We start from the raw sequence: 24,253 nt of genomic DNA on the forward strand, positions 1-24,253 counted from the left end.
CACATGCTGAGCTTGCAGGCCGCCACCGTACGGTTCGGGAAGCGGGCCGCGCTGGACGCGGTCGACCTGGAGGTCGCCGACCACCGGATCGTCTGTGTCCTCGGGCCCAGCGGCAGCGGGAAGTCCACCCTGCTGCGGGCCGTCGCCGGACTCCAGCCCATGGACGGCGGCCGGGTTCTGCTGGCCGGCCAGGACCAGGCGGGTGTCCCGGTGCACCGGCGCGGGCTCGGCCTGATGTTCCAGGACCACCAGCTCTTCCCGCACCGCGACGTCGGCGCCAACGTCGCCTTCGGCCTTCGGATGCACGGCGTCGGACGGGCCGAGACGAACGCCCGGGTCCGCGAACTGCTGGAGCTGGTCGGGCTTCCCGGGGCCGAACGCCGCGCGGTCGCCGCCCTCTCCGGCGGTGAGCAGCAGCGCGTCGCCCTGGCCCGCGCGCTCGCCCCGCGCCCGAAGCTCCTGATGCTGGACGAGCCGCTCGGCCAGCTCGACCGCAGCCTGCGTGAACGGCTCGTCGTGGAACTGCGCACGCTGTTCCAGGAGTTGGGTACGACCGTGCTGGCCGTCACCCATGACCAGGGCGAGGCGTTCGCGCTCGCCGACCGGGTCGTCGTGATGCGGGACGGCCGGATCGCGCAGGAGGGCAGCCCGCTGGACGTCTGGCAGCGCCCCGCCTCCGCGTTCGTCGCCCGGTTCCTCGGCTTCGACAACGTCACCGCGGCGACCGTGACCGGGCAGGCCGCCGCCACCGCCTGGGGCAAGATCCCGGTGCCCGAGGGCTCCCCGCAGGGCGAGGTCGATCTGCTGGTCCGCCCCGCCGGAGTCCGGATCGGCGCCCCCGAGGACGGCCTGCGCTGCACGGTCGGCGTCCGCACCTTCCGCGGGAACCACGTGACCGTGCGGCTGATGCCCGAGAACGCGCCGGTGCTGGAGGCCGAATGCGCTCTGCGGGACACCCCGGACGAGGGCGCGGCCGTGGGCGTCCGCTTCGACGCGGCGGAGACGGTGGTGCTCGCGGGAGGCGCTGGAGGCTGAGGCTGGGGGCGGGGAGGCGCTAGGGGGTGTCTTGCCGATCACGCCGGGCTCGCGTGCCCCGCCACCACGAGACCCAGCTCGTACGCCAGGATCACCGCCTGCGCCCGGTCCCGCAGCCCCATCTTCGCGAACAGCCGGTTGATATGGGTCTTCACCGTGTGATCGGTGATGGTCAGCCGGTCGGCGATGTCCGCGTTGGACAGGCCCCGGGCGATCAGGACGAGCACCTCGGCCTCGCGCGCGGTCAGCCCGTCGATCGAGCGCGGCGGGGGAGTGCCGACCCGCTGCCGGGCGAACTCCGCGATGAGCCGCCCGGTGATCTCGGGAGCCAGCAGGGCGTGGCCGCCCGCCACCACCCGTACCGCGTGCAGCAGTTCGGGGAAGGTCGCGTCCTTGAGCAGGAAGCCGCTGGCTCCGGCGGTGAGGGCGTCGTACACGTACTCGTCCAGGCCGAACGTCGTCAGCATCAGCGCCCTGGTCGCCCCGCCCGACGCGGCGACGATCTCGCGCGCCGCGTCGATGCCGCCGAGCCGGGGCATCCGGATGTCCAGCAGCGCCACATCGGGACGGAGTTCGGCCGCCTTGCGCACGGCCTGCTCGCCGTCCTCCGCCTCCCCGACCACATCGATGTCGTCCTGGGTGTTCAGCAGACCGGAGAACGCCGTCCGGACGACCGCCTGGTCGTCGGCCACCAGCACCCGGATCACCACGGAAGTTCCGCCTCCACGAGAAAGCCGCCGGCCGGGCCCCGGCCAGCGGTGAGCGTACCGCCGAGCAGCGCGGCCCGTTCCGCCATGCCCACCAGCCCGTGCCCCGGCCGGCCGGAGCCGCCGGACGGAGCGGGGCCGGGTCCGTCGTCGGCCACCCGGACCGTCAACAGCTTCGGCCGGTAGTCCAGTTCCACCACCGTGTGCGCGCCCGGTGCGTGCCGCCGGGCGTTCGTCAGCGCCTCCTGCACGATCCGGTACGCCGACAGCTCCCAGGACGCGGGCAGCGCCGCCCGCTCACCGGCGATGCGCAGCTCGGCCGCCCCGCCCACCGCCCGGTGCTGGTCCAGAAGGTCGTCGAGGCCGGCCAGCGAGGGCTGCGGGGCGGTGAGCGGGGCCGGATCGGTGCCTTCGCCCGTCCGCAGCACCCCGAGCAGCCGGCGCAGCTCCGCCATCGAGGACCGCGCCGTGCCCGCGATCTCCTGGAAGGCGTCCCGCGCCGGTGACGACAGGTCCGGAGTGGTGTACGTGGCGCTCTCGGCCCGTACCGCGATCACCGACACCGAATGCGCGATCATGTCGTGCAACTCCCTCGCTATCGCGGCCCGTTCCGCCTCGGCCGCCTGCCGTCGCTCCATCGCCAGCAGCCGCGACTGGGCGGCGGCCCGGGTGTTCCGGGCCTCTTCGCGCGCCCGCACCGCGTCGCCCGTGCTCACCGCGCCCAGGATCATCACCGTCAGCACCAGCGTCTCGGCGTAGAGCCCGAGGCTGAACCGGTCGGCGCCCTGGAGCGCGGGCAGCCCGGGGGAGCCGTCCCGGGCCCACCGGTCGATGTGCACCAGATTCACGGTCAGCGCGCCCAGCGAACCGGCCAGGACCAGTACCGCCGGATGCTGCACCCGGTGCCGCCCCAGCGTGTAGCAGCCGATCAGGGCGCCGGCGATGGTCGCGTACGCCATGTTGCCGTCGGTCCCGAAGCTGAGGAGGGCCGCGCCCACCGTCAGGAACCCCACGGCGGGCCGGGTCGCCCGCAGCGCCAGCGAGGACGTGCAGACCAGCACCCCGAACACCGTGGCCGCCGAACCCGGTACGACGACCAGCTCCACGACGGCGAAGAGCGTCAGCGCGGCTCCGGTCAGCCAGGCGTACGAAGGCGCCGCCGTCCAGTGCCGCAGCCGTCGCCGCATGCCGCGGTCCGGCGGCGGGGTGGCGGTGGCGGCGGCCGGGCGGGCCGCCGTGATGGTGCGCGTCATACGGAGATTCTTCGTCACGGCGTGGGGCCGACGCATCGGAGCACGGGTGGAGTTCGCGGTGCCGTCTCATGCCACGGGTTGACCCGGAGGACCGGACGGTGGTGTGACGACCCGTGAGCGGCCCGTTCCTAGCCTCGGATCCATGGCCACGTTCGCCCTTCTCACCCATCCCGACCAGCACCGGAGAACCCTCGCGCTGCCCGGCGGCCCCGTCTGGTGGGCCTTCTGCGCGGCCGCCGCCCTGGCGCTCGGGGCCTTCTCCTCGCTCGGCCCGCACCGGGTCTGGGGAGTCGCCGCCGCACTCGGCTACACGGCCGCCGCGGTCCTCGCCGCCCTCGGGCGGAGCCCCCGTACGGCCGGGGCGGCCGCCGTCACCGGAGCGGTGCTGCTGCCCCTGCTGGTGCTCCTCGCCGTGGACCGGGCGCAGTTGGAGGTCGACGTCGTCGCCCGCTCGGCGGGGCTCCTGCTCTCCGAGGGCACGCCGTACCTCGAACGGCCCGCCGCGCCCGAGGACTTCAACCCGTACCTCCCCGGCATGGCGGCCTTCGGGATCCCGGAGGCGGTGGCCGGTCCCGGACCGCTCACCGACCCGCGGCTGTGGATGGGCGCGGCCTTCCTCGGCGCGTTCGCGCTGGCCCTCCCGGCGGGCACCCGCCGCGAGCCGGCCCGGTGGATCGCCGCCTGCCCGCTGGTGGCGCTGCCGCTCGCGGTCGGCGGCGTCGATCTGCCGGTGGCCGGGCTGATGTGCCTCGGGCTGGCCCGGGCGGGGCAGGGCAGAGCGGGCCCGGCCGGACTGGCGCTCGGCCTGGCCGCCGCGCTCAAGTGGACCGCGTGGCCGGCGGTGCCGGTGGCCCTCGCGCTGCTCGCCGCGACTTCCGGGAGGGGCGGGCAGCGGGCGAACCGCGCCGCGTTCGTAGGCGACGGCCGCCGGAAGAGCGGGGCCGCCCTGCGCTGCGGGCTGGTCGTCCTGCTCACCGCCGCCGCGCTCGTGCTGCCCGCCGCCCTGCGTGACCCGGGAGCCTTCCGGACCCACGTCGTCGACTTCCCCCTCGGACTGACCGGCGCTGTCTCGTCCGCCGCGAGCCCGCTCCCCGGTCATCTGCTCGCCACCCACGTCCCCGGCGGCCGGACCCTGGCCCTCCTGCTGCTCGGGGTGAGCGCCCTGCTGCTCGCTCTCTCCCTGCTCGTCCGGCCCCCGGCTACTGCGGCGGCCGCCGCCGCGCGGCTCGCGCTCGGGCTGCTCCTGGCCATCGTGTTCATGCCCGCGACCCGGTTCGGCTATCTCGTGCACCCGCTGGTCCTCATGGCCTGGGCCGTCGCCCGGCAGGCATCCGCCCACTCCGTCCTCGAAGAACGCGCACGCGCACATGTACGCGCAAGGAAGCAGGCCATCCGATGACGCGCCGCCGCACCCTCGTGGTGACCAACGACTTCCCGCCGCGCCAGGGCGGCATCGAGACCTTCGTCCACGCGATGACCAGCCGGTTCCCCGCGGACTCCGTCGTCGTCCACACCTCCGCCGAACCCGGGGCGGCCGCCCATGACGCCGCCCTGCCCTACCCCGTGGTCCGCGACCCGGCCCGGATGCTGCTGCCGACGCCCCGCGTCGCCGCCCGCGCGGTCGAGCTCGCCCGCCGCCACGGCTGCGACAGCGTCTGGTTCGGGGCCGCCGCACCGCTCGGGCTCATGGCGGACCGGCTGCGCCGGGAGACGGGGGTGCGGCGGGCCGTCGCCACGACGCACGGGCACGAGGTGTGGTGGGCCCGTACGCCCGGCGCGCGGGCCCTGCTCCGGCGCATCGGCGACCGCACCGACACGGTGACCTACCTCGGCGCGGCCACCCGCGAGCCCATAGCCGCCGCGCTCGGCCCCGCCGCCGCCCGCCGCATGGTGCGCCTGGCGCCGGGCGTGGACGCGGAGGCGTTCCGCGTACGGGAAGGGGAACGGGAGGCCGTACGGGACGGGGCGCGCGACGGAGCACGGACCCCGGCGGGCGGTGTCCGCGAACGGTACGGGCTGGGCGGGCGGCCGGTGATCCTCTGCGCGGCGCGGCTCGTCCCGCGCAAGGGCCAGGACACCCTGATCCGCGCCCTGCCCGCGGTGCGGCGCGCGGTGCCCGACGCCGTGCTCCTGCTGACCGGGGACGGACCGTACGCCCGGGCCCTGCACCGGCTCGCCGCCGACATCGGGGTGGCGGACGCGGTGGTCCTGGCCGGCGGGCAGCCGCACGCGGCGATGCCGGAGCACTACGCGGCCTGCGACGTGTTCGCCATGCCGTGCCGCACCCGCAGGCGCGGGCTGGAGGTGGAGGGGCTCGGCATCGTCTTCCTGGAGGCGGCCGCCGCCGGGCTGCCGGTCCTCGTCGGCGACTCGGGCGGCGCGCCGGACACCGTACGGGACGGGGAGACGGGGCACCTGGTCGACGGACGCGACGTCGCCGCCGTCGCGGACCGGCTCGTCGCGCTGCTGCGGGACCGGGCGGCGGCCGCGGCGATGGGGGAGAAGGGGCGGGCGTGGGTCCGCGAGGCGTGGGGGTGGGAGAGGACGTACGACACCCTCGCCGGCCTGCTGACGTCCTGACCCGCCTCGCGACGACCGGACCGCCGCGCCCGTGCGCGGCGTGGCACGGGCGCGGCGGGCCGGGCAAGCTGGATGCGGACCATCCCGCGGCCGGCCCTCCGGGCGCCGTGGGGACGGCAGGACCGGACAAGGACCGTGATCATGACCGGTGGCACCCGCGAGGGCATCGACCTCACCCGCGTCCTCGACGCCCCGCAGCAGCGGGTCTTCGCCGCCTGGACCTCGCCGGAGGACTTCGCGGCCTGGTACGGGGGCGAGGCGGACGTTCCGCTGGACCGGGTGGCGATGGATGTGCGGCCCGGCGGCTCGTGGAGCCTGGTCATCGTGATGCCGGGCGTCGAGATGCCCTTCCACGGGATCTACCGCGAGGTGAGCGAGCCCGACGGTCTCGTCTTCACGCTCCTGGACGCCTCCGCGCCCGAGGACTCCGAGGGCGAGACCGTCACCGTCACCTTCAGCGATCTCGGCGACGGGACCACGGAGCTGGCCTTCCAGCAGCGCGGCGGCAACCTCACCGCCGAACAGTACGCGGCGGCGGAGGACGGCTGGGAGGCCTTCTTCGACGCCCTGGCCGCCCGCCTCGCCACCCACCCCTGACGCGGGTCTAATGCGCCAGCGGAAGCGCCGCCAGCTGTGCGATCACCCAGGTCAGCGGGGCGAACAGGGCCAGTAGCGCGCCCGCCCGCAGCGCCGTCGCCCTGCGCAGCGTGGCGGCCGGAGCACCCATCCTGAGCAGCGCCTCGACGGTGTGGGCGCGGGCGTGCTTGGCCTCCAGCGCCGAGGTCAGCAGCGTCGCCGTCGTACAGCCGAGGACCAGCACCGCGCCGAGTGCGGTGAGCGGGCCGTACGGGCGCTCGTCGCCCCCGTACAGGGCCGAAGCGGCGATCGCCGCGGACAGCACCGCGCAGACCACCCCGAGCGGGCGGCCGATCCGGCGCGCCTCGTCCATCAGGACCCGCCCGGCGAGCAGCCGTACGGCCCCGGGGCGTACCGCCTGAAGGGCGCGCCCGCACAGATACGTCAGGCTCGGGCCTGCCATCGCCAGGCCGACCGCCGTGAGCGTCCACCCGATCAGCACCGCCACCGGGGTGGCGTCGAACCGGCCGGGCAGCGGGAACGCGCTGCCCGCCGTCCCCCGGGACGCGTACGCCTCCACCGCGAGCCCGGCCGCCGTCAGCGCCACGCCCCAGGGCAGCCCGGCCGGGGCCGGTGCGGGCTCCGGCAGCTCCTCGGAGCCGAAGGAGTCCCGTGCCGGGTCGGGCCGCGACCGCAGCGCCAGCGCGCTCGCCGTCGAGGCGGCCACCGGGACGAGCGCCAGCAGCACCAGCGCGGCGGCCAGCGGCAGCGGGCTGCCCGCGCCGAGGAACTCCGCCGCGCCCCCGTCGAACGGCATCCCGGTCAGATCGCCGCGCAGATGCAGGAAGAAGAGCAGGGCCACCATGGAGCCCAGCGTGGTGGAGACGGCCGTGGAGACCGCGGCCAGCGCGGAGAGCCGGACCGGGCCGAGGCCCACGGAGGAGAGGCCGGGCCGGGGCCGGGTGCTCGGGTCGGTCCGGGCGACCGCCACGGCGAACTGCACGGTGGCGGCCAGCGGGACGAAGCACCACAGCAGCCGCAGCACCGAACCGGCGGACGCGGGGTGCGCGGCGGCGTACCCGAGGGCGCACAGGAGGAGGAATCCGACGCCGGCCGACGCGGCGGCCACCAGCAGCCGCCGGACCAGGACGAGGGGATGGGAACCGCGGGCTAGACGGAGAGCGAGCACGCCGCGCGGCCCTCCGCTTCCGGTTCCGCGGGCAGGGTGACGGTGGCGACGCGACGGCCGTCCAGCAGCGCCACGGCCCGGTCGGCGAGCGCGGCGACCTCGGCGTCGTGCGTGGCCAGCACCACGGTGATGCCGTGCGAGCGGGCCGCCGTGGTCAGGGTGCGCAGCACCTGGGTGCGGTCCGCGCGGTGCAGGGTCGCGGTCGGCTCGTCCGCGAAGATCACGGTCGGCTGCGCGGCCAGGGCGCGGGCCACGGAGATCCGCTGGCGCTGCGCCTGGAGCAGGGCGTGCGGCCGCTTCTTGGCGAAGGCGGCGATGTCCAGGCGCTCCAGCCACTCGGTGGCGGCCTTGCGGGCGGCCCGGTGCGAGACGCCGCGCAGCAGCAGGGGCAGCGCGGCGTTCTCCCAGACGGTCAGCTCCGGGACCAGCTCCGGGTCCGGGGCGATCCAGCCGAAGCGCTCCCGGCGCAGCTGTTCGCGGACCCGGGGGGCCATGGTGTGGACGGGGACGCTGTTGAACCAGACCTCGCCCTGCTGGGGCACCAGCCGGCCCGACAGGCAGTGCAGCAGAGTGGTCTTCCCGCTGCCGCGCGGGCCGGTCACGGCGAGGATCTCGGCGTCCTGGACACCGATGGAGACACCGCCGAGACCGGGCGATCCGTTGTGGGAGTGGTGCAGGGAACGCGCCCAGATCACGTCGTTGTCCGGCGGGGCCACCATGGCGTACACCTCGGTTCAGGTCAGATTTCCCGTTCCCCCGTACGGGGGAACGAAGACGCGGCCGATCGGTCACTCGGCACCGTAGATAGTCGGACCGGTGTGAGCGCACAGCACGCGGCCCGGATACGTCCCTTCTCACTCGAAGGGGCGTATCCGGGCCGGTGAACCGTATGAAATGACCGCCGGAGGGTGATCAGCCGGGGGGCCTGGTGATGGTCAGAGCTTCGACCAGGCCTCCGTGAGCACGGTTCGCAGGATGCCCTCGATCTCGTCGAACGTCGACTGGTCGGAGATCAGCGGCGGGGCGAGCTGGACGACCGGGTCGCCGCGGTCGTCGGCCCGGCAGTACAGGCCGTTCTCGTACAGCGCCTTGGAGAGGAAGCCGTACAGGACGCGCTCGGTCTCCTCGTCGGTGAACGTCTCCTTGGTGGCCTTGTCCTTCACCAGCTCGATGCCGTAGAAGTACCCGTTGCCGCGGACATCGCCGACGATCGGCAGGTCGTGCAGCTTCTGCAGCGTGGTCAGGAAGGCGTTCTCGTTGTCGAGGACGTGCTGGGTGAGGTTCTCGCGCTCGAAGATGTCGAGGTTGGCGAGGCCCACCGCGGCGGAGACCGGGTGACCACCGAAGGTGTAGCCGTGCAGGAAGGTGTTGCCGCCCTGGTAGAACGGCTCCGCGATCCGGTCCGAGACGATGCAGGCGCCGATCGGGGAGTAGCCCGAGGTCATGCCCTTCGCGCAGGTGATCATGTCCGGCACGTAGCCGAACTTGTCGCAGGCGAAGATCGTGCCGAGCCGGCCGAAGGCGCAGATGACCTCGTCGGAGACGAGCAGCACGTCGTACTTGTCGCAGATCTCGCGGACCCGCTGGAAGTAGCCGGGCGGCGGCGGGAAGCAGCCGCCCGCGTTCTGCACGGGCTCCAGGAAGACCGCCGCGACGGTCTCGGGGCCCTCGAAGAGGATCTCCTGCTCGATCTGGTCGGCGGCCCAGCGGCCGAAGGCCACCGGGTCGTCGCCGAACAGCGGGGCGCGGTAGATGTTGGTGTTCGGCACCTTGTGCGCGCCGGGGACCAGCGGCTCGAAGGGGGCCTTCAGGGCCGGGAGGCCGGTGATGGACAGCGCGCCCTGCGGGGTGCCGTGGTAGGCGACGGCACGCGAGATGACCTTGTACTTGGTCGGCTGGCCCTTGAGCTTGAAGTACTGCTTGGCCAGCTTCCAGGCGGTCTCGACGGCCTCGCCGCCACCGGTGGTGAAGAAGACCTTGTTGAGGTCGCCCGGGGCGTAGTCGGCGAGACGCTCGGCCAGCTCGACGGCCTTCGGGTGGGCGTAGGACCACACCGGGAAGAAGGCCAGCTCCTGGGCCTGCTTGTACGCCGTCTCGGCGAGCTCGTGACGACCGTGACCGGCGTTGACCACGAACAGGCCGGAGAGGCCGTCCAGGTAGCGCTTGCCCTTGTCGTCGAAGATGTACGTTCCCTCGCCACGCACGATGGTGGGAACGGGCGCGTTCTCGTAGTCCGACATGCGGGTGAAGTGCATCCACAGGTGGTCGTACGCGGTTCGGCTGAGGTCCTTGCTCACGGCTATCGGGTTCCCCACATATAGGTCTGCTTCTTGAGCTTGAGGTAAACAAAGCTCTCGGTGGAGCGCACGCCGGGAAGGGTCCGGATGCGTTTGTTGATCATCTCCAGCAGGTGGTCGTCGTCCTCGCAGACGATCTCCACCATCAGGTCGAAGGAGCCCGCGGTCATGACCACGTACTCGCACTCGGCCATGGCCGACAGGGCTTCGGCCACCGGGTCGAGGTCGCCCTCGACATTGATGCCGACCATCGCCTGGCGCCGGAAGCCCACGGTGAGCGGGTCCGTGACGGCGACGATCTGCATCACGCCCTGGTCGAGCAGCTTCTGGACGCGCTGGCGCACAGCCGCTTCGGAGAGGCCGACGGCCTTGCCGATCGCGGCGTACGGACGCCGTCCGTCCTCCTGGAGCTGCTCGATGATTGCGAGGGAGACGGCATCGACCGCTGGCGGTGATCCGTTCCCTGTCCTGGAGTCTGCGCTGCGACTGGCCACGGACCCACCATGCACCGCTCCTCGTCTGTCTCGCAACCCCAGATCGATGAAATTCGTTGTTTGGGTGCTTGGATCTGACTGAATCCGAAGTTGGGGGCGGGTGGGTATGTCGAAAGCGTCACCGGAGCGATTAGGGTGGACATCTCACCCATCGGACAGCCGACAGGAGGGGTGGTTGTGACCACCGAGGTGCGCCGTCTGCGCAACTACATCAACGGAGAGTTCCGGGACGCCGCGGACGGGCGGACCATCGATGTGGTCAGCCCGGTGACGGAAGAGGTCTACGCAACCTCACCGCTCTCCGGCCAGGCCGACGTCGATGCCGCCATGGAGGCCGCAGCGGCGGCCTTCCCCGCCTGGCGCGACACCACGCCCGCCGAGCGTCAGAAGGCCCTGCTGAAGATCGCGGACGCCTTCGAGGAGCGGGCCGAGGACCTGATCGCCGCCGAATCGGAGAACACCGGCAAGCCGCTCGGGCTGACCCGCAGCGAAGAGATCCCGCCGATGGTGGACCAGATCCGCTTCTTCGCGGGGGCCGCCCGCCTTCTCGAGGGCCGCTCGGCCGGCGAGTACATGGAGGGCCTGACCTCCATCATCCGCCGCGAGCCGGTCGGCGTCTGCGCCCAGGTCGCGCCGTGGAACTACCCGATGATGATGGCCGTGTGGAAGTTCGCCCCGGCGCTCGCCGCGGGCAACACCGTCGTCATCAAGCCGTCCGACACCACCCCGGCGTCGACGGTCCTCATGGCCGAGATCATCGGCCAGATCCTGCCCAAGGGCGTCTTCAACGTCCTGTGCGGCGACCGCGACACCGGCCGCGCCATGGTCGAGCACCCGACCCCGGCGATGGCCTCCATCACCGGTTCGGTACGGGCCGGCATGCAGGTCGCCGAGTCCGCCGCCAAGGACGTCAAGCGGGTTCACCTGGAGCTCGGCGGCAAGGCGCCCGTCGTGGTCTTCGAGGACGCCGACATCGCCAAGACGGTCTCGGGCGTCTCCGAGGCGGGCTTCTTCAACGCGGGCCAGGACTGTACGGCCGCCACCCGCGTCCTGGTCCACGAGTCGATCCACGACGAGTTCGTCACGGCGCTCGCCAAGGCCGCCGCCGACACCAAGACCGGTCAGCCGGACGACGAGGACGTGGCGTACGGCCCGCTCAACAACGCCAACCAGCTGAAGCAGGTCACCGGCTTCATCGAGCGCCTCCCCGCCCACGCCAAGGTCGAGGCGGGCGGCCACCGGGTCGGCGACAAGGGCTACTTCTACGCCCCGACGGTCGTCTCCGGTCTGAAGCAGGACGACGAGATCATCCAGAACGAGGTCTTCGGACCCGTCATCACCGTCCAGTCCTTCACCGACGAGGAGCAGGCCGTCGCGTACGCCAACGGCGTCGAGTACGCGCTCGCCTCCTCGGTCTGGACGCAGAACCACTCCCGCGCCATGCGCATGTCCAAGAACCTCGACTTCGGCTGCGTGTGGATCAACACCCACATCCCGCTGGTCGCCGAGATGCCGCACGGCGGGTTCAAGAAGTCCGGCTACGGCAAGGACCTCTCCGCGTACGGCTTCGAGGACTACACCCGCATCAAGCACGTCATGACGTCCATCGAGGACTGATCCTGGAATCGTCGTCGCGCCGTACGGCCCCGGGCTCCGGCCCGGGGCCGTACGCGTGCCTGGACAAGGTGTGCGGGGCGGGCCCGTCCCGCTGGACGCTTGGTCCATTGTCCGCGCGCCCGCCGACGGGCATTCTGCGCGGGTGCGAGCGATCAGGAAGAACCCCATGTCCCGCCGTTCCCTGCTGCGCGCCCTCGGGGCGGGAGCGGCCGGCGCCACGCTGACCGGCTGCGGGGTGCCCGCGGCCTTCGTCGAGCCGGGGGACCGGGCCGGGCACGACAGCTCCGCCACCGACCACACGCTGCATTTCGCCAACTGGCCGCTCTACATCGACACCGACGACGACAACGAGTCGAAGCGGCCCACCCTGGACGCCTTCTCGAAGCGGACCGGGATCTCTGTGACGTACACCGAGGAGATCAACGACAACGACGAGTTCTTCGGGAAGATCAGCCCCGCCCTGATGAACCGCCAGCAGACCGGCCGGGACCTGATCGTCATCAGCGACTGGATGGCCGCCCGCTTCGTCCGGCTCGGCTGGGTCCAGGAGATGGACCGGGCCAAGCAGCCCAACGTCGCCAAGTACCTCGACCCCCAACTGCGCACCCCCGCCTTCGACGAGGGGCGGCTGCACAGCGTCCCCTGGCAGTCCGGGATCACCGGCATCGCCTACAACCGCAAGAAGCTCGGCCGCGAGATCCGCTCCACGAACGACCTGTGGGCGGACGACCTGCGCGGGCGGGTCACCCTGCTCTCCGGTCTCGACGAGTCGTTCGCGCTGCTCATGCAGGGCAACGGGGTCGACATCACCCGCTGGAAGGCCGACGACTTCCACGAGATCTGCGAGCAGACGGAGAAGCGGGTTCGCTCCAAGCACATCCGCCGCTTCACCGGCAACGACTACATCAAGGACCTCGCCACCGGCGACGTACTCGCCTGCCAGGCCTACTCCGGCGACGTCATCCAGCTCCAGGCCGACAACCCCGACATCGAGTTCGTCGTCCCCGAGGAGGGCGCCGAACTGTGGGCCGAGTCCCTGATGATCCCCAACCTCGCCCGCCACAAGCGCAACGCCGAGCGGCTGATCGACCACTACTACGACCCCGAGATCGCCGCCGAACTCGCCACCTGGGTCAACTACGTCTGCCCCGTGCCGGCCGCCCGTGACGTCCTGGCCTCCGCCAAGGACGAGGAGACGGCCGCGCTCGCCGAGGATCCGCTGATCTTCCCCGACGACGCGATGCGCGAACGGCTCGCCATCGCCCGCGACATCACCTCGGAGGAGCGGATGGACTTCGCCAAGAAGTGGAACGGAATCGTCGGCTTGTGAAGCGCTGACAGGGGTGCCGTAAAGAGGCGGTAAACACGGGCGTACGCTGCGGATATGAGCGAGCGACAGGCCCTCACACGGGGGATACGCAGGTGGCTGGTCTTCTTCATCGTCTGTCTGGTGCTGAGCGGGCTCACGGCCTTCCCGCTCGTCACCGAACTCCGCTGGGCCGAGGACCTGCTGAGTGCCTCCGCCTCCCCGGTCCCCGAGCACTTCCCGGGCCTGATGGAGTGGATCACCCGGGTCCGTGAAGGGCTCGACACCATCGAACGCGACACGCCCTTCATGCTGTACGGCACCGACTGGCTGGCCTTCGCCCACCTGGTCATCGCGGTCGCCTTCTACGGCCCCTACCGCGACCCGGTCCGCAACATCTGGGTCATCGAGTTCGGCATGATCGCCTGCGCCGGGATCATCCCGCTCGCCCTGATCTGCGGCCCGATCCGCGGTATCCCGTTCTGGTGGAGCGTGATCGACATGTCCTTCGGGGTCTTCGGCGTCATCCCGCTGCTGATCGTCCGCCGGATGATCAAGCGGTTGGAGGTTCTGGAGCAGACGCCGCTCCCGCCGGTGACCCCCGCCCCGGCGAGCGCCTGACGCGTCCGCCTCGGCGGGGCCGCGACCGGCTCGCGCGGCGGGCGGGCTCAGGCCGTGCCCGGTTCACGCGGCGGGCGGCGGGCCGAAGGCGGCCACCGCGATGGCCATCGCCGTGGCGTTCGCGTCCTTCCCCTTCGCGTCCGTCGCACCGACGCTGTGGACCAGCGTCCGGGAGAGGTCGCGGGTGGCCGCCACCGCGGTGTTGTACCCCCAGCGGCCGCCGGTCTTGCCCCACACCTGGCGGCCGCCCAGGGTGAGCACGGAGAGACCGGCGCTGAACTGCGCGGGCTCCCCGGAGCCGTAGGTGCGCACCGAGGCGTCGGGCAGCGTGAACATCTCCTCCAGCAGCGGCCCGCGCACCACCTGCCCGCGGAACAGGGCGGTGGTGAAGCGCTCCAGATCGGCGGTGGTCGAGATGATGTCCCCGGCAGCCCACCCGTCGGTCGGCCCCCACACCGTGACATCCCGCAGCTCGACGCCCCCGCCCGGCGTCGGAAAGACCTGATACCCGCGGTTGTGCGGGCCACGGATCCCGGGGTCGGCGCCGGGGAAGTACGTGGACCGCAGGCCGAGCGGGCGCAGGATCCGGTCCGAGACCTCCCGCTCGTAGGTGTGCCCGGTGACGCGCTCGACCAGCAGCCCCAGCACCGTGTAGTTGATGTTCAGGTAGTGCTGGCTGACGCCCGGCGCGAACTCCCGCTCCTTCGCCGTCGCGGAGGCCACCATGGAGCGCGGGGTGTGGACGTCGAAGCGGTGCGCGTACCACTCCTCCAGGTTCGCGCCCGGCAGATCCGCCGCGGGGATGCCGCTGGTGTGGTCGAGCAACCGGCGTACGGTCACCTCCCCGTACGAAGCCGGGATCAGGTCCGGCAGGTAGTGCCGGGCGGGGCGGTCCAGGGACAGCTTCCGCTCGCCCGCCAGTTGCAGCACCGCCGCCGCCGTGAACACCTTGGTCACCGATCCCGCGCGGAAGCGGGCCGCCGGATCCGCCGGCCGGCCCGAGGGCAGATCGTGCACTCCGGCACTGCCGCGCCACGACCCGTCGGTACCGCCGACCCGGACGAGCGCCGCCACGGTGTCCTGGTGCGGCAGCCCGGCGATCGCGGCGCGCAGGGCGCGGGCGTCCGGAGCGTCCTGGGGCCGGGGCGCTCCGGACACCGCCGGACCGGAGCCCGCAGCACTGCCGGCGGGGACGCTCGCGGAAACGGGCCCGGTCGCCCCGCCGGCGATGCCGAGGACCAGAGCGATTGCCAGGAGCGTGCGGACGGATCTGTTCACCGAGTGCCTCCGAAGGAGAGAAGTCGTCAACTGCGTCTCGACTCCATCCTGTTGGCCCGGCCGCCGCGGCGGATCACCCGCCCGGGCGGTCCTCGGCGTGGGTGCGGCTCCCGCGCCCGGGGGAGGGCGCGCCGACGACTCCCCCGTCCGAGGGAGCCACCAACCCGGTCTCGTAGGCGCAGATGACGGCCTGGACGCGGTCGCGCAGCCCCAGCTTGGACAGCACGTTGCCCACATGGGTCTTCACCGTGTGCTCGCTCACCACGAGGGCCGCCGCGATCTCCGCGTTGGACAGGCCGCGCGCCAGGTGCAGCAGGGTCTCCCGCTCCCGGGCGGTCAGGCCCTCCAGCCGGCCGGCCGAGGGCGCGGGCCGGCCCGCCGGGCGCGAGGTGTACTCGGCGATCAGCCGCCGGGCCACCGAGGGGGCGACCAGCGACTCCCCGGCGACCACCACCCTCACCGCGTGCACCAGGTCGTCCCGGCGCACGTCCTTGAGCAGAAAGCCGCTCGCACCCGCGTGCAGCGCCTCGTACACGTACTCGTCCGCGTCGAACGTGGTCAGCATGATCGTCCGGCAGGACCCCGCGGCGGCGATCTCCCGGCACGCCGCGATGCCGTCCAGCACCGGCATCCGGATGTCCAGCAGCGCGATGTCCGCCCCGAGCCGGTCCACCGCCGCCACCGCCTGCGCCCCGTCCCCGGCCTCCGCCACCACCTCGATGCCGGGCTGGGCGTCCAGGATCATCGCGAAGCCGCTGCGCACCAGCTCCTGGTCGTCGGCGACCACCACCCGGATCGTCACGTCCGCACCCCTTCGGCCCCGGGCGCCAGCGGCAGCCCGACGACCAGCTCGAAGCCCCGGCCGCCGGGGCCGCCACCGGCCCGTACGGTGCCGCCGTGCGCGGCGGCCCGCTCCCGGATCCCGATCAGCCCGAGCCCCTGGGTGGTCCCGGGCCCCTGCCCGTCGTCCCGCACCGTGATCGTCAACTCCCGCTCCCCGTATTCCATTTCCACGTCCACCTGGTCGGCCCGCGCATGCTTGACGACGTTCGTCAGCGCCTCCTGCACGATTCGGTACACCGTCGCCCCGGTGTCCTGCGGCAGCGGGCGGACCGTCCCGCTCGTCGTGCAGGTGATCTCCGGGCCGCCGCCGCGCACTCGCGCCAGCAGGGCCGGCAGCTCCGCGGGACCCGGCTGCGGCGAACGCGGGGCGGTCGCCCGCCCGGGGCTGTCCTCGCGCAGCACCCCGAGCATCCGGCGCAACTGCACCATCGCGTCCCGGCCCGTCTCGGAGATCGCGTCGAACGCGGCCTCCGCACGCTCGGGGGCGGAGCGGACCGCCACCGGACCGGCCTCAGCCTGCACGATCATCAGGCTCACCGCGTGCGAGAGGATGTCGTGCATCTCCCGCGCGATCCGGGCCCGTTCGCGAGCCGCGGCCCGCTCCGCCTCGATCGCCCGGCCCAGCTCCGCCTGCCGGGCCCGGTCCTCCACCGCCGCCACATAGGCCTTACGGGTGTGGCTGAGCCGCCCGAAGGCGTACGCGGCGCCGAACACGAAGAGGGAGAACAGCAGCTCCCGGGCTTCCCCCGTGTTCCAGGCCACCGACGGGAACACCGCCGCGCCGACCAGTACCGCGACGGCCGACCGCTTCCGGGGCGAGGACAGTTCGGCGACCGTGTAGAAGGTCACCAGACCGGCGTACGGCAGGGGCTGGCCCGGACCGTCGACGGCCAGCGTGTACAGTGCGCCGGCCGCGAGCGCCGCCAGCAGTACGGTGACCGGTGCGTGCCGGCGGGCGACCAGCGGCAGCACGGTCAGGGTCGTCAGACCGTACGCCGCCCAGGTCGCCTCCGGCAGGTCCGGTGCGCGCGGCACGACGAACGGCATGGTCACCGCGGCCTGCACCGCGAGGGTGATCCACAGATCGACGGCCCACGGCCCGCGCAGCCGTTCCGGCAGGCCCGAGAAGCGCATCAGGGCTTCCGGGCCACCACACCGAACTGCGCGACCTCCGGCTCCCGCGGGTTCGTACGCCAGCGGGAGCAGGAGACGATCCCCGGCTCCAGGATCTCCAGACCGTCCAGGAACGAGGCGAACTCCTCGCGGCCGCAGGCGGTGATGGGCGGTGTGGCGTTCTCGTTCCAGAAGCGCATCGCCGCCTCGTTGCCCTCGCCGCCCAGCTCCAGCGTCGGGTGGGTCAGCACCAGGTGGCTGCCCGACGGCACGGCCGCCATCAGGGTCCGCACAACGGCCCGCGCCTCGTCCGTGTCCAGCACGAAGTTCAGGATGCCGAGCATCATCACCGCGACCGGCCGGTCCAGGTCCAGGGTGGGCTCGGCGGCCCGCAGGATCTGCTCCGGGCGGCGCGCGTCCGCGTCGATGTACTCGGTCGCGCCCTCCAGCGAGCTGGTCAGCAGCGTGCGGGCGTGGGCCAGCACGATCGGATCGTTGTCGACGTACACGATGCGCGCGTGCGGCGCGGTGTGCTGGGCGATCTCATGGGTGTTGTTCCCGGTCGGCAGCCCGGTGCCGATGTCCAGGAACTGGTCGACGCCCGCGTCGCCCGCCAGATGCCGCACCACCCTGCCGAGGAACGCCCGGTCCGCGCGGGCCACTTCGCCGATGCTCGGATACATCCCGGTGACCTGGTCACCCACCGCCCGGTCCACCGGGTAGTTGTCCTCGCCGCCCAGCCAGTAGTTCCACACTCGGGCGTTGTGCGCGACGTCGGAACGTATCCGGGCGGGGGCGGCCTGCGGGCGGGGGTCCATGACGTCTGGCTCCTCGGTGACGGAGGGGCCCGCGTGCCGCGTGGGGCGGTGCGGCGGCGGGCGGTGCGGGCCCTCCATCATGCCGAACCGATCAAGAGCCCCCGCGCTCGGGCGAGTTGGCGAGGAGCCGGTGGAGCGTGTCGATCCGGTTGGTGGTGATCGAGTCGACGCCGCGCTCGATCAGCCGGCGCATCGTGCGCTTCGTGTCGGCCGTCCACGCGGAGACGAGCAGCCCGTCCCGGTGCGCCCGGTCCGTCAGCTCCCGGCTCACCAGGCCGAAGCGGTAGTTCAGCCAGCGCGGCTTCACCGCGGCCAGCAGCTCCGGGCGCGGCGGCGCCAGCGTGGTCCAGGTCAGGGCGATCTCGGCGGACGGGTCGGCGGCACGCACCCGCAGCATCGCGTCCGCGCTCGCGCAGTAGTACGCCCGCTCGCCCGCCCCGCATTCCCGGACCGTACCCACGATCTTCTTCACCGAGGCGTCCGTGGAGCCGGGCAGATCCACCATCACCCGGTGCGCCCCGACGGCGAGCAGCGCCTCGCGGAGCGTGGGCACCCCGCCGCCGGTCAGCTCCTTCAGCTCGGCGTGGTCCAGCCGGTCCAGACGCCGGTCGTGGCCCCACAGCCGCTCCAGCGTCGCGTCGTGCAGCAGGACGGGCACCCCGTCGCGGGTCACCCGCACATCGATCTCGACCGCGTCCGCCCCCCGTTCGAGGGCGGAGCGGATCGAGGGCAGGGTGTTCTCGCGCGCGAGATACGGATCGCCGCGATGCCCCACGGCGGTGACACGGGTGACGGTGTTGGCCATGGGGCCATTGTCGACGACCGGGTCAGCGGCCGGGGGTCCGGAACCAGTTCGTCGTGTACGTGTCGATCTCCTCGGCCAGCTTCCGCTTGCCCGCCTGGTCGAGGAACGAGGCCTCCACGGCGTTCTTCGCGAGGTCCGCGATGCCGCGCTCGTCGAGCTCCAGCAGCCGGGCGGCCACCGCGTACTCGTTGTTGAGGTCGGTGCCGAACATCGGCGGGTCGTCGCTGTTGACGGTCACCAGCACCCCGGCCCGGACCATCTCGCGGATCGGATGCAGCTCGATGTCGGTGACCGCGCGGGTGGCGATGTTCGACGTCGGGCAGACCTCCAGGGCGATACGGTGCTCGGCCAGGTGCTCCAGCAGCTTCGGGTCCTGGACCGAGCTGGTGCCGTGGCCGATGCGCTCGGCGCGCAGCGCGGTCAGCGCGTCCCAGACCGTCTGCGGCCCGGTGGTCTCACCGGCGTGCGGCACCGAGTGGAGGCCCTCGGCGATCGCCCGGTCGAAGTAGGGCTTGAACTGCGGGCGCTCCACCCCGATCTCCGGTCCGCCGAGGCCGAAGGAGACGAGCCCCTCGGGCCGCCGCTCCACCGCGAGCCGGGCGGTCTCCTCGGCCGCCTGGAGCCCGGCCTCGCCCGGAATGTCGAAGCACCAGCGCAGGACGACGCCCAGCTCGGCCTCGGCCGCCTTGCGGGCGTCCTCTATGGCCTCCATGAACCCGACCTCGGGAATGCCCCGGCGGGTCGAGCTGTACGGGGTCACCGTCAGCTCCGCGTACCGGATGTTCTGCCGGGCCATGTCCCGCGCCACCTCGAAGGTGAGCAGCCGGACGTCCTCGGGGGTGCGGACCAGGTCCACCACCGACAGGTAGACCTCGATGAAGTGCGCGAAGTCGGTGAAGGTGAAGTAGTCGGCCAGCGCCTCCGGGTCCGTGGGGACCTTGGAGTCCGGGTGGCGGGCGGCCAGCTCCGCGACGATCCGGGGCGAGGCCGACCCGACATGGTGGACGTGGAGCTCGGCCTTGGGCAGCCCGGCGATGAAGGGATGCGGATCGGTCATCGGAAATCTCCCGGTTCGGCGTGACGTCGGCCGGGCGTACCGGCCGCACCGATCATCGTAGGCGGGGTCCGGGGCGGTCAGCCCTGGCCGTAGCATGACGGGACCACGATGGGGGAGGCCCATGTCAGACAACACAGAGCAGCCCGGGGGCGGGGCCGCGCCGCGCGATCCATGGGCACCGCCGGACAGCGGCAGGGTGGAACTGAACAAGCCGGGTGCGCACACGCCGCCGCCCGCCGCGCACACGCCGCCGCCCGCGGTCCACGATCAGCCGACCGTGACGTCGATGCCGGCCGCCGGGGACGGCACCGGGCCCATACCCCAGCCGGGCTTCGGACCCGCGCCCTCGGACGTACCGCCGCCGCCGATCGGCCCGAACGGCCCCGGCCACGCGGCACCACCACCGGCCGCCGGTCACTACGGCTACCCGGCTCCGCCCGCGCAGCCGTACGGCGGCTACCCGGGCTACGGCGCCTACGGCATGGGGCCGGCCGCCTGGGGCCCGGCGCCCAACAACGGTCTGGGCACCGCCGCGATGGTGATCGGCATCATCTCGGTGGTCGGCTTCTGCATGTACGGCGTCAACATCGTCCTCGGCATCCTCGCGCTGATCTTCGGCATCATCGGCCTCGGCCGTGCCAAGCGCGGCGAGGCCACCAACCGGGGCATGGCGCTCGCCGGGGTCATCCTCGGCTCCGTCGGCATCGTCGTCGGCGCCGCGATCCTCGGCCTGATCATCTGGGCCGCCACGGACGCGGACAGCGACAGCGACTACGGCGACACCTACGACGACCCGTTCGCCACCTCGCTGGTCGTGGAGGACCGCCGCTAGGGCGGACCCGACAGGGACGTCTTGTCGATCCCGGCCGGGCAGGGACCACTCCCCGCCCGGCCGGGCGTCGTAGCGGCGCCCGTACGAAGACCGCCTCGGCCCCGCGCCCGTACCGTGGACGCCTCGGCCCTTCGCCCACCGGCGACGCCTCGGCCCCGCGCCCGTACCGAAAAGGGCTCAGCCCGCCCGCAGCCGGTCCCGTGCCTCCATCAGGGCGAAGCCCAGCAGATTCAGCCCCCGCCACTGCTGCGGCCGCTCCACCCGCTCGTCGTCCGCCGCGAGCCCGATGCCCCAGATCCGGTCCAGCGGCGACGCCTCCACCAGCACCCGGTCACCGGTGGACAGGAGATAGCCGCCCAGCTCCGGGTCCTGCCCGAACTTGTGCACGCTGCCCGCCACGACGAGGGCGAACCGCTCCCGTATCCACACGTCCTCGTCGAAGCCGCGCACGAGGCGCCCCGCCTTCTTCGCCGCCGCCGGGCTCTTCGCCGAGACCGCCGCCCGCTCCGCCTCCGGGTCGCCGAAGAGCCGCGCCTTGCCCGCCATCATCCAGTGCTCGGCGCTCGCATATGTCACCCCGTCCACCGTGAACGGCGACGGCCACCACTGACTGAGGCAGCTCGGCCCGATCCGTCCGTCCGGACGCGGCCGGTGTCCCCAGAACGGCAGAAACTTCACCCGCCTGCCCCGCGCCACGTCCGCCAGAAGCTCATCGATCGGTTCCATGCATGTGAGTGTGGCATCCGCCACTGACACTCCGTACGGGGATTTCCGCACCGACACGACACATGGTCGACAGATTCCGTCGCGTAACCAAAAGGCAACAACGGAATCACTTGTTGGGCTTGAACCCCTCTGTCAGGATCGGCACTCAATTCACGAAGAAGCTACGCCGACCCCGCCCAGCGGGTACAGCGGCGGAGGAGAGCGTCATGAGCAACGGCTTCCAGGTTCAGGACCGCTTCGCGGAAGGTGCGCAGTACATCGGCGGCAAGCTGCTCCCCGGCACGTCCGGCCGCCACCACGAGGTGGTGAACCCCGCGACCGGCGAGAGCGTGCTTCGCTACGAGCTGGCGGGCGCCGACGACGTGGACGCGGCCGTCGCCGCCGCCCGCGCCGCCTTCCCCGGCTGGTCCGGCGCGACGCCCGGCGAACGCTCCGAGGCGATGCACCGCTTCGCCGCCGTCCTCGCCGAGCAGGCCGACGACTTCGCGTACGCCGAGTCCCTCCAGTGCGGCAAGCCGATCAAGCTCTCCACCGAGTTCGACGTCCCCGGCACCGTCGACAACGCCGCCTTCTTCGCGGGCGCCGCACGCCATCTGGAGGGCAAGGCCGCCGCCGAGTACGACGGCGACCACACCTCGTACGTACGCCGCGAGGCGATCGGCGTCGTCGGCTCCATCGCCCCCTGGAACTACCCGCTCCAGATGGCCGCCTGGAAGGTCCTCCCGGCCGTCGCCGCGGGCAACACCATCGTCCTCAAGCCCGCCGAGCTGACCCCGCTCACCTCGCTGATGTTCGCCCAGGCCGCCACCGAGGCGGGCATCCCCGACGGCGTGATCAACATCGTCACCGGCGCGGGCAAGGACGCTGGTGAGCACCTCGTCGGCCACCCCGACGTCGTGATGACCTCCTTCACCGGCTCCACCGCCGTCGGCAAACGCGTCGCCGAGATCGCCACCGCCACCGTCAAGCGCCTCCACCTGGAGCTCGGCGGCAAGGCCCCCTTCGTGGTCTTCGACGACGCCGACCTGGAGGCCGCCGTCCACGGCGCGGTCGCCGGATCGCTCATCAACACCGGCCAGGACTGCACCGCCGCCACCCGCGCCTACGTCCAGCGTCCCCTCTACGACGCCTTCGTCCGGGACGTCGCCGCGCTCATGGAGACCGTCCGGCTCGGCGACCCCTTCGACGCGTCCACCGACCTCGGCCCGCTGATCAGCCACGCCCAGCGCGACCGCGTCGCCGCCTTCGTCGAGCGCGCCCGCGGCTACGCCCGCGTCGTCACCGGCGGCGAGGCCCCCGGCGGCGACCTCGCCGACGGCGCGTACTACCGGCCGACCCTCGTCGCGGACGCCGCCCAGGACAGCGAGATCGTCCAGTCGGAGATCTTCGGCCCGGTCCTGGTCGTCCTGCCCTTCGACACCGACGACGAGGGCATCGCGCTCGCCAACGACACCCCGTACGGACTGGCCGCCTCCGCCTGGACCCGCGACCTGTACCGCGCGAACCGCGCCACCCGCGAGATCCAGGCGGGCTGTGTGTGGGTGAACGACCACATCCCGATCCTCTCCGAGATGCCGCACGGCGGATACAAGGCCAGCGGCTTCGGCAAGGACATGTCGGCGTACTCCTTCGAGGAGTACACGCAGGTCAAGCACGTGATGTACGACAACACCGCGGTCGCCCGCAAGGACTGGCACCGCACGATCTTCGGGGACCGATAGCAGCTGCCGCACGATCGGGGCCCGTCCACGACGAGGGGCCCCGGCGGCCTCCCACCCGAAAGGGCAACAGCGTATGGAGAGTTACGAGCCCGAGCGCCTTTCGCCCGCCCAACTGGCGGCCATGAGGCGATCCTTGAACAGCGGCAGAGGCGCCCTCACCCGCCGCTCCCTGCTGCGCGCCTCCGGCATGGGCGCGCTCGCACTGGGCGGTACGGCCACCCTCGGCGCCTGTGGCATCCCGCCCGCCAAGCGCGCCGACGCCGGTGCGGCCTCCGACGACCACTCGGCCGAGGAGAAGGAAGTCACCTTCTCCAACTGGACCGAGTACATGGACGTCAGCGAGGACGAGAAGAGCCGGCCCACCCTGGAGGCGTTCACCAAGCGCACCGGGATCAGGGTCAAGTACACCGAGGACATCAACGACAACGTCGAGTTCTTCGGGAAGATCAAACCGCAGCTCGCGGCCGGCCAGAACACCGGACGCGACCTCATATGCGTCACCGACTGGCTCGCCGCCCGCATCATCCGGCTCGGCTGGGCGCAGAAGCTCGACCCCTCGAACCTTCCGCACGCCTTCGCCAACGTGTCCGCCCAGTTCCGCACCCCCGACTGGGACCCGGGCCGCGCCTACTCCTACCCCTGGACCGGCATCCCGACCGTCATCGCGTACAACGTGAAGGCGACCGGCGGCCGCAAGGTCGACTCGGTCACCCAGCTCCTCGACGACCCGAAGCTCAAGGGCCGCGTCTCCTTCCTCTCCGAGATGCGCGACTCCATCGGTATGACCCTGCTCGACCAGGGCAAGGACCCGGGGAAGTTCACCGACGCCGACTTCGACGGCGCGATCGGCCGCCTCCAGAAGGCCGTCGACAAGAAGCAGATTCGCCGCTTCACCGGCAACGACTACACCGCCGACCTCAGCAAGGGCGACATCGCCGCCTGCGTCGGCTGGGCCGGGGACATCATCCAGCTCCAGGCCGACAACCCGGACATCAGGTTCGCGATCCCGGCCGCCGGATACATCACCTCCAGCGACAACCTCCTGGTCCCCGCGCAGGCCCGGCACAAGACCAACGCCGAGAAGCTCATCGACCACTACTACGAACCGCCGGTCGCCGCCCAGCTCGCCGCGTACATCAACTACGTCTGCCCGGTCGACGGCGTACGCGACGAACTCGCCAAGATCGACAAGTCGATGGCCTCCAACACGCTGATCCTTCCCGACAAGGAGATGGCGGCGAAGTCCCGCTCCTTCCGCTCCCTGAGCACCGAGGAAGAGACCGCGTACGAAGAGAAGTTCGCCAAACTCATCGGCGCCTGACCAGGCACGCACCCACGCCAGGTCACCCCCTCCCTTCCCGAACTTCCCTGAACTCCCCCGAACA

Annotated in this window: 23 protein-coding genes; 10 read left to right on the forward strand and 13 right to left on the reverse strand. The window is 72.3% G+C overall.

Translation table 11 applies throughout. From position 1 onward, the window contains the following. Positions 1 to 3 precede the first annotated feature (3 nt). Complete coding sequence (locus G3I54_RS32930) at positions 4 to 1,035, forward strand: ABC transporter ATP-binding protein (protein WP_164620115.1); 1,032 nt, start codon at positions 4 to 6, stop codon at positions 1,033 to 1,035. Between the two features lie 38 nt (positions 1,036 to 1,073). On the opposite strand, the gene G3I54_RS32935 is transcribed toward G3I54_RS32930, so the two are convergent. Beyond that, positions 1,074 to 1,745 (reverse strand): response regulator transcription factor, encoded by a 672-nt coding sequence (locus G3I54_RS32935; protein WP_164620117.1) that lies wholly within the window; start codon positions 1,743 to 1,745, stop codon positions 1,074 to 1,076. Further along, entirely contained in the window at positions 1,739 to 2,995 is a 1,257-nt protein-coding gene (locus tag G3I54_RS32940) for a sensor histidine kinase (RefSeq protein ID WP_164620119.1), read from the reverse strand. Before G3I54_RS32940 ends, G3I54_RS32935 begins: the two co-directional genes overlap by 7 nt. 142 nt (positions 2,996 to 3,137) lie before the next feature. Between G3I54_RS32940 and G3I54_RS32945 the strand changes: the two genes are divergently transcribed. From G3I54_RS32945 to G3I54_RS32955, 3 genes are all read left to right on the forward strand, one after another. Continuing rightward, positions 3,138 to 4,394 (forward strand): hypothetical protein, encoded by a 1,257-nt coding sequence (locus G3I54_RS32945; protein ID WP_239144691.1) that lies wholly within the window; start codon positions 3,138 to 3,140, stop codon positions 4,392 to 4,394. Further along, positions 4,391 to 5,575 carry a glycosyltransferase family 4 protein gene (locus G3I54_RS32950; RefSeq protein WP_164620121.1) on the forward strand — a complete coding sequence of 395 codons (1,185 nt, stop codon included), beginning with the start codon at positions 4,391 to 4,393 and terminating at the stop codon, positions 5,573 to 5,575. The genes G3I54_RS32945 and G3I54_RS32950 overlap by 4 nt, the downstream gene beginning before the upstream one ends. 141 nt (positions 5,576 to 5,716) lie before the next feature. Then, positions 5,717 to 6,172 carry an SRPBCC domain-containing protein gene (locus G3I54_RS32955; RefSeq protein WP_164620123.1) on the forward strand — a complete coding sequence of 152 codons (456 nt, stop codon included), beginning with the start codon at positions 5,717 to 5,719 and terminating at the stop codon, positions 6,170 to 6,172. Positions 6,173 to 6,179: 7 nt separating this feature from the next. Here G3I54_RS32955 and G3I54_RS32960 read toward each other — a convergent pair whose 3' ends face one another. The 4 genes from G3I54_RS32960 to G3I54_RS32975 all read right to left on the reverse strand — a co-directional run bounded on the left by G3I54_RS32960 (position 6,180) and on the right by G3I54_RS32975 (position 10,131). Then, positions 6,180 to 7,340 (reverse strand): hypothetical protein, encoded by a 1,161-nt coding sequence (locus G3I54_RS32960; RefSeq protein WP_164620125.1) that lies wholly within the window; start codon positions 7,338 to 7,340, stop codon positions 6,180 to 6,182. Further along, positions 7,322 to 8,059: an ATP-binding cassette domain-containing protein gene (locus G3I54_RS32965; protein WP_164620133.1), complete on the reverse strand. Its 738-nt coding sequence runs from the start codon at positions 8,057 to 8,059 to the stop codon at positions 7,322 to 7,324. Before G3I54_RS32965 ends, G3I54_RS32960 begins: the two co-directional genes overlap by 19 nt. Before the next feature lie 216 nt (positions 8,060 to 8,275). After that, positions 8,276 to 9,655 (reverse strand): aspartate aminotransferase family protein, encoded by a 1,380-nt coding sequence (locus G3I54_RS32970; RefSeq protein WP_164620135.1) that lies wholly within the window; start codon positions 9,653 to 9,655, stop codon positions 8,276 to 8,278. After that, positions 9,640 to 10,131, reverse strand: coding sequence for an Lrp/AsnC family transcriptional regulator (locus G3I54_RS32975; protein ID WP_007452460.1), 492 nt, complete (start codon positions 10,129 to 10,131; stop codon positions 9,640 to 9,642). Before G3I54_RS32975 ends, G3I54_RS32970 begins: the two co-directional genes overlap by 16 nt. Before the next feature lie 177 nt (positions 10,132 to 10,308). Here G3I54_RS32975 and G3I54_RS32980 point away from each other — a divergent pair, with 177 nt between their 5' ends. The 3 genes from G3I54_RS32980 to G3I54_RS32990 all read left to right on the forward strand — a co-directional run bounded on the left by G3I54_RS32980 (position 10,309) and on the right by G3I54_RS32990 (position 13,675). Continuing rightward, positions 10,309 to 11,748, forward strand: a complete 1,440-nt coding sequence (locus tag G3I54_RS32980; protein WP_164620139.1) for a gamma-aminobutyraldehyde dehydrogenase — start codon at positions 10,309 to 10,311, stop codon at positions 11,746 to 11,748. 166 nt (positions 11,749 to 11,914) lie between these two features. Continuing rightward, positions 11,915 to 13,078, forward strand: coding sequence for a spermidine/putrescine ABC transporter substrate-binding protein (locus G3I54_RS32985; RefSeq protein ID WP_164620141.1), 1,164 nt, complete (start codon positions 11,915 to 11,917; stop codon positions 13,076 to 13,078). A 54-nt stretch (positions 13,079 to 13,132) separates the two neighbouring features. Further along, positions 13,133 to 13,675 carry a hypothetical protein gene (locus tag G3I54_RS32990; RefSeq protein WP_164620143.1) on the forward strand — a complete coding sequence of 181 codons (543 nt, stop codon included), beginning with the start codon at positions 13,133 to 13,135 and terminating at the stop codon, positions 13,673 to 13,675. A 63-nt stretch (positions 13,676 to 13,738) separates the two neighbouring features. On the opposite strand, the gene G3I54_RS32995 is transcribed toward G3I54_RS32990, so the two are convergent. From G3I54_RS32995 to G3I54_RS33020, 6 genes are all read right to left on the reverse strand, one after another. Then, positions 13,739 to 14,953: a serine hydrolase domain-containing protein gene (locus G3I54_RS32995; RefSeq protein ID WP_164620145.1), complete on the reverse strand. Its 1,215-nt coding sequence runs from the start codon at positions 14,951 to 14,953 to the stop codon at positions 13,739 to 13,741. A gap of 73 nt (positions 14,954 to 15,026) precedes the next feature. Continuing rightward, positions 15,027 to 15,755, reverse strand: a complete 729-nt coding sequence (locus G3I54_RS33000) for a response regulator transcription factor (RefSeq protein ID WP_164620147.1) — start codon at positions 15,753 to 15,755, stop codon at positions 15,027 to 15,029. Then, positions 15,752 to 16,930: a histidine kinase gene (locus tag G3I54_RS33005; RefSeq protein WP_164620149.1), complete on the reverse strand. Its 1,179-nt coding sequence runs from the start codon at positions 16,928 to 16,930 to the stop codon at positions 15,752 to 15,754. Before G3I54_RS33005 ends, G3I54_RS33000 begins: the two co-directional genes overlap by 4 nt. Then, positions 16,930 to 17,727 (reverse strand): SAM-dependent methyltransferase, encoded by a 798-nt coding sequence (locus G3I54_RS33010; RefSeq protein WP_164620151.1) that lies wholly within the window; start codon positions 17,725 to 17,727, stop codon positions 16,930 to 16,932. The genes G3I54_RS33005 and G3I54_RS33010 overlap by 1 nt, the downstream gene beginning before the upstream one ends. Before the next feature lie 91 nt (positions 17,728 to 17,818). Next, on the reverse strand, positions 17,819 to 18,532 hold the full coding sequence (locus tag G3I54_RS33015) for a glycerophosphodiester phosphodiesterase (RefSeq protein WP_164620153.1): 714 nt from the start codon (positions 18,530 to 18,532) through the stop codon (positions 17,819 to 17,821). A gap of 22 nt (positions 18,533 to 18,554) precedes the next feature. Continuing rightward, on the reverse strand, positions 18,555 to 19,589 hold the full coding sequence (locus G3I54_RS33020; RefSeq protein ID WP_164620155.1) for an adenosine deaminase: 1,035 nt from the start codon (positions 19,587 to 19,589) through the stop codon (positions 18,555 to 18,557). A gap of 121 nt (positions 19,590 to 19,710) precedes the next feature. On the opposite strand from G3I54_RS33020, the gene G3I54_RS33025 reads away from it, so the two are divergent. Continuing rightward, positions 19,711 to 20,421 carry a DUF4190 domain-containing protein gene (locus tag G3I54_RS33025; RefSeq protein WP_164620157.1) on the forward strand — a complete coding sequence of 237 codons (711 nt, stop codon included), beginning with the start codon at positions 19,711 to 19,713 and terminating at the stop codon, positions 20,419 to 20,421. 177 nt (positions 20,422 to 20,598) lie between these two features. Here the strand turns inward: G3I54_RS33025 and G3I54_RS33030 are convergent, their stop codons facing one another. Further along, complete coding sequence (locus tag G3I54_RS33030; protein ID WP_164620159.1) at positions 20,599 to 21,147, reverse strand: NADAR family protein; 549 nt, start codon at positions 21,145 to 21,147, stop codon at positions 20,599 to 20,601. Positions 21,148 to 21,353: 206 nt separating this feature from the next. Between G3I54_RS33030 and G3I54_RS33035 the strand changes: the two genes are divergently transcribed. Together G3I54_RS33035 and G3I54_RS33040 are read left to right on the forward strand one after the other, a co-directional pair. Beyond that, the gene (locus tag G3I54_RS33035) at positions 21,354 to 22,868 is read left to right on the forward strand and encodes a gamma-aminobutyraldehyde dehydrogenase (RefSeq protein ID WP_164620161.1); all 1,515 of its coding nucleotides are present in this window, start codon (positions 21,354 to 21,356) and stop codon (positions 22,866 to 22,868) included. Positions 22,869 to 22,941: 73 nt separating this feature from the next. Continuing rightward, the gene (locus tag G3I54_RS33040; protein ID WP_164620164.1) at positions 22,942 to 24,189 is read left to right on the forward strand and encodes a spermidine/putrescine ABC transporter substrate-binding protein; all 1,248 of its coding nucleotides are present in this window, start codon (positions 22,942 to 22,944) and stop codon (positions 24,187 to 24,189) included. The last annotated feature ends 64 nt before the right edge of the window (positions 24,190 to 24,253 follow it).

This window comes from Streptomyces sp. SID14515 (assembly GCF_010548505.1).
GTDB lineage: Bacteria > Actinomycetota > Actinomycetes > Streptomycetales > Streptomycetaceae > Streptomyces > Streptomyces caviscabies.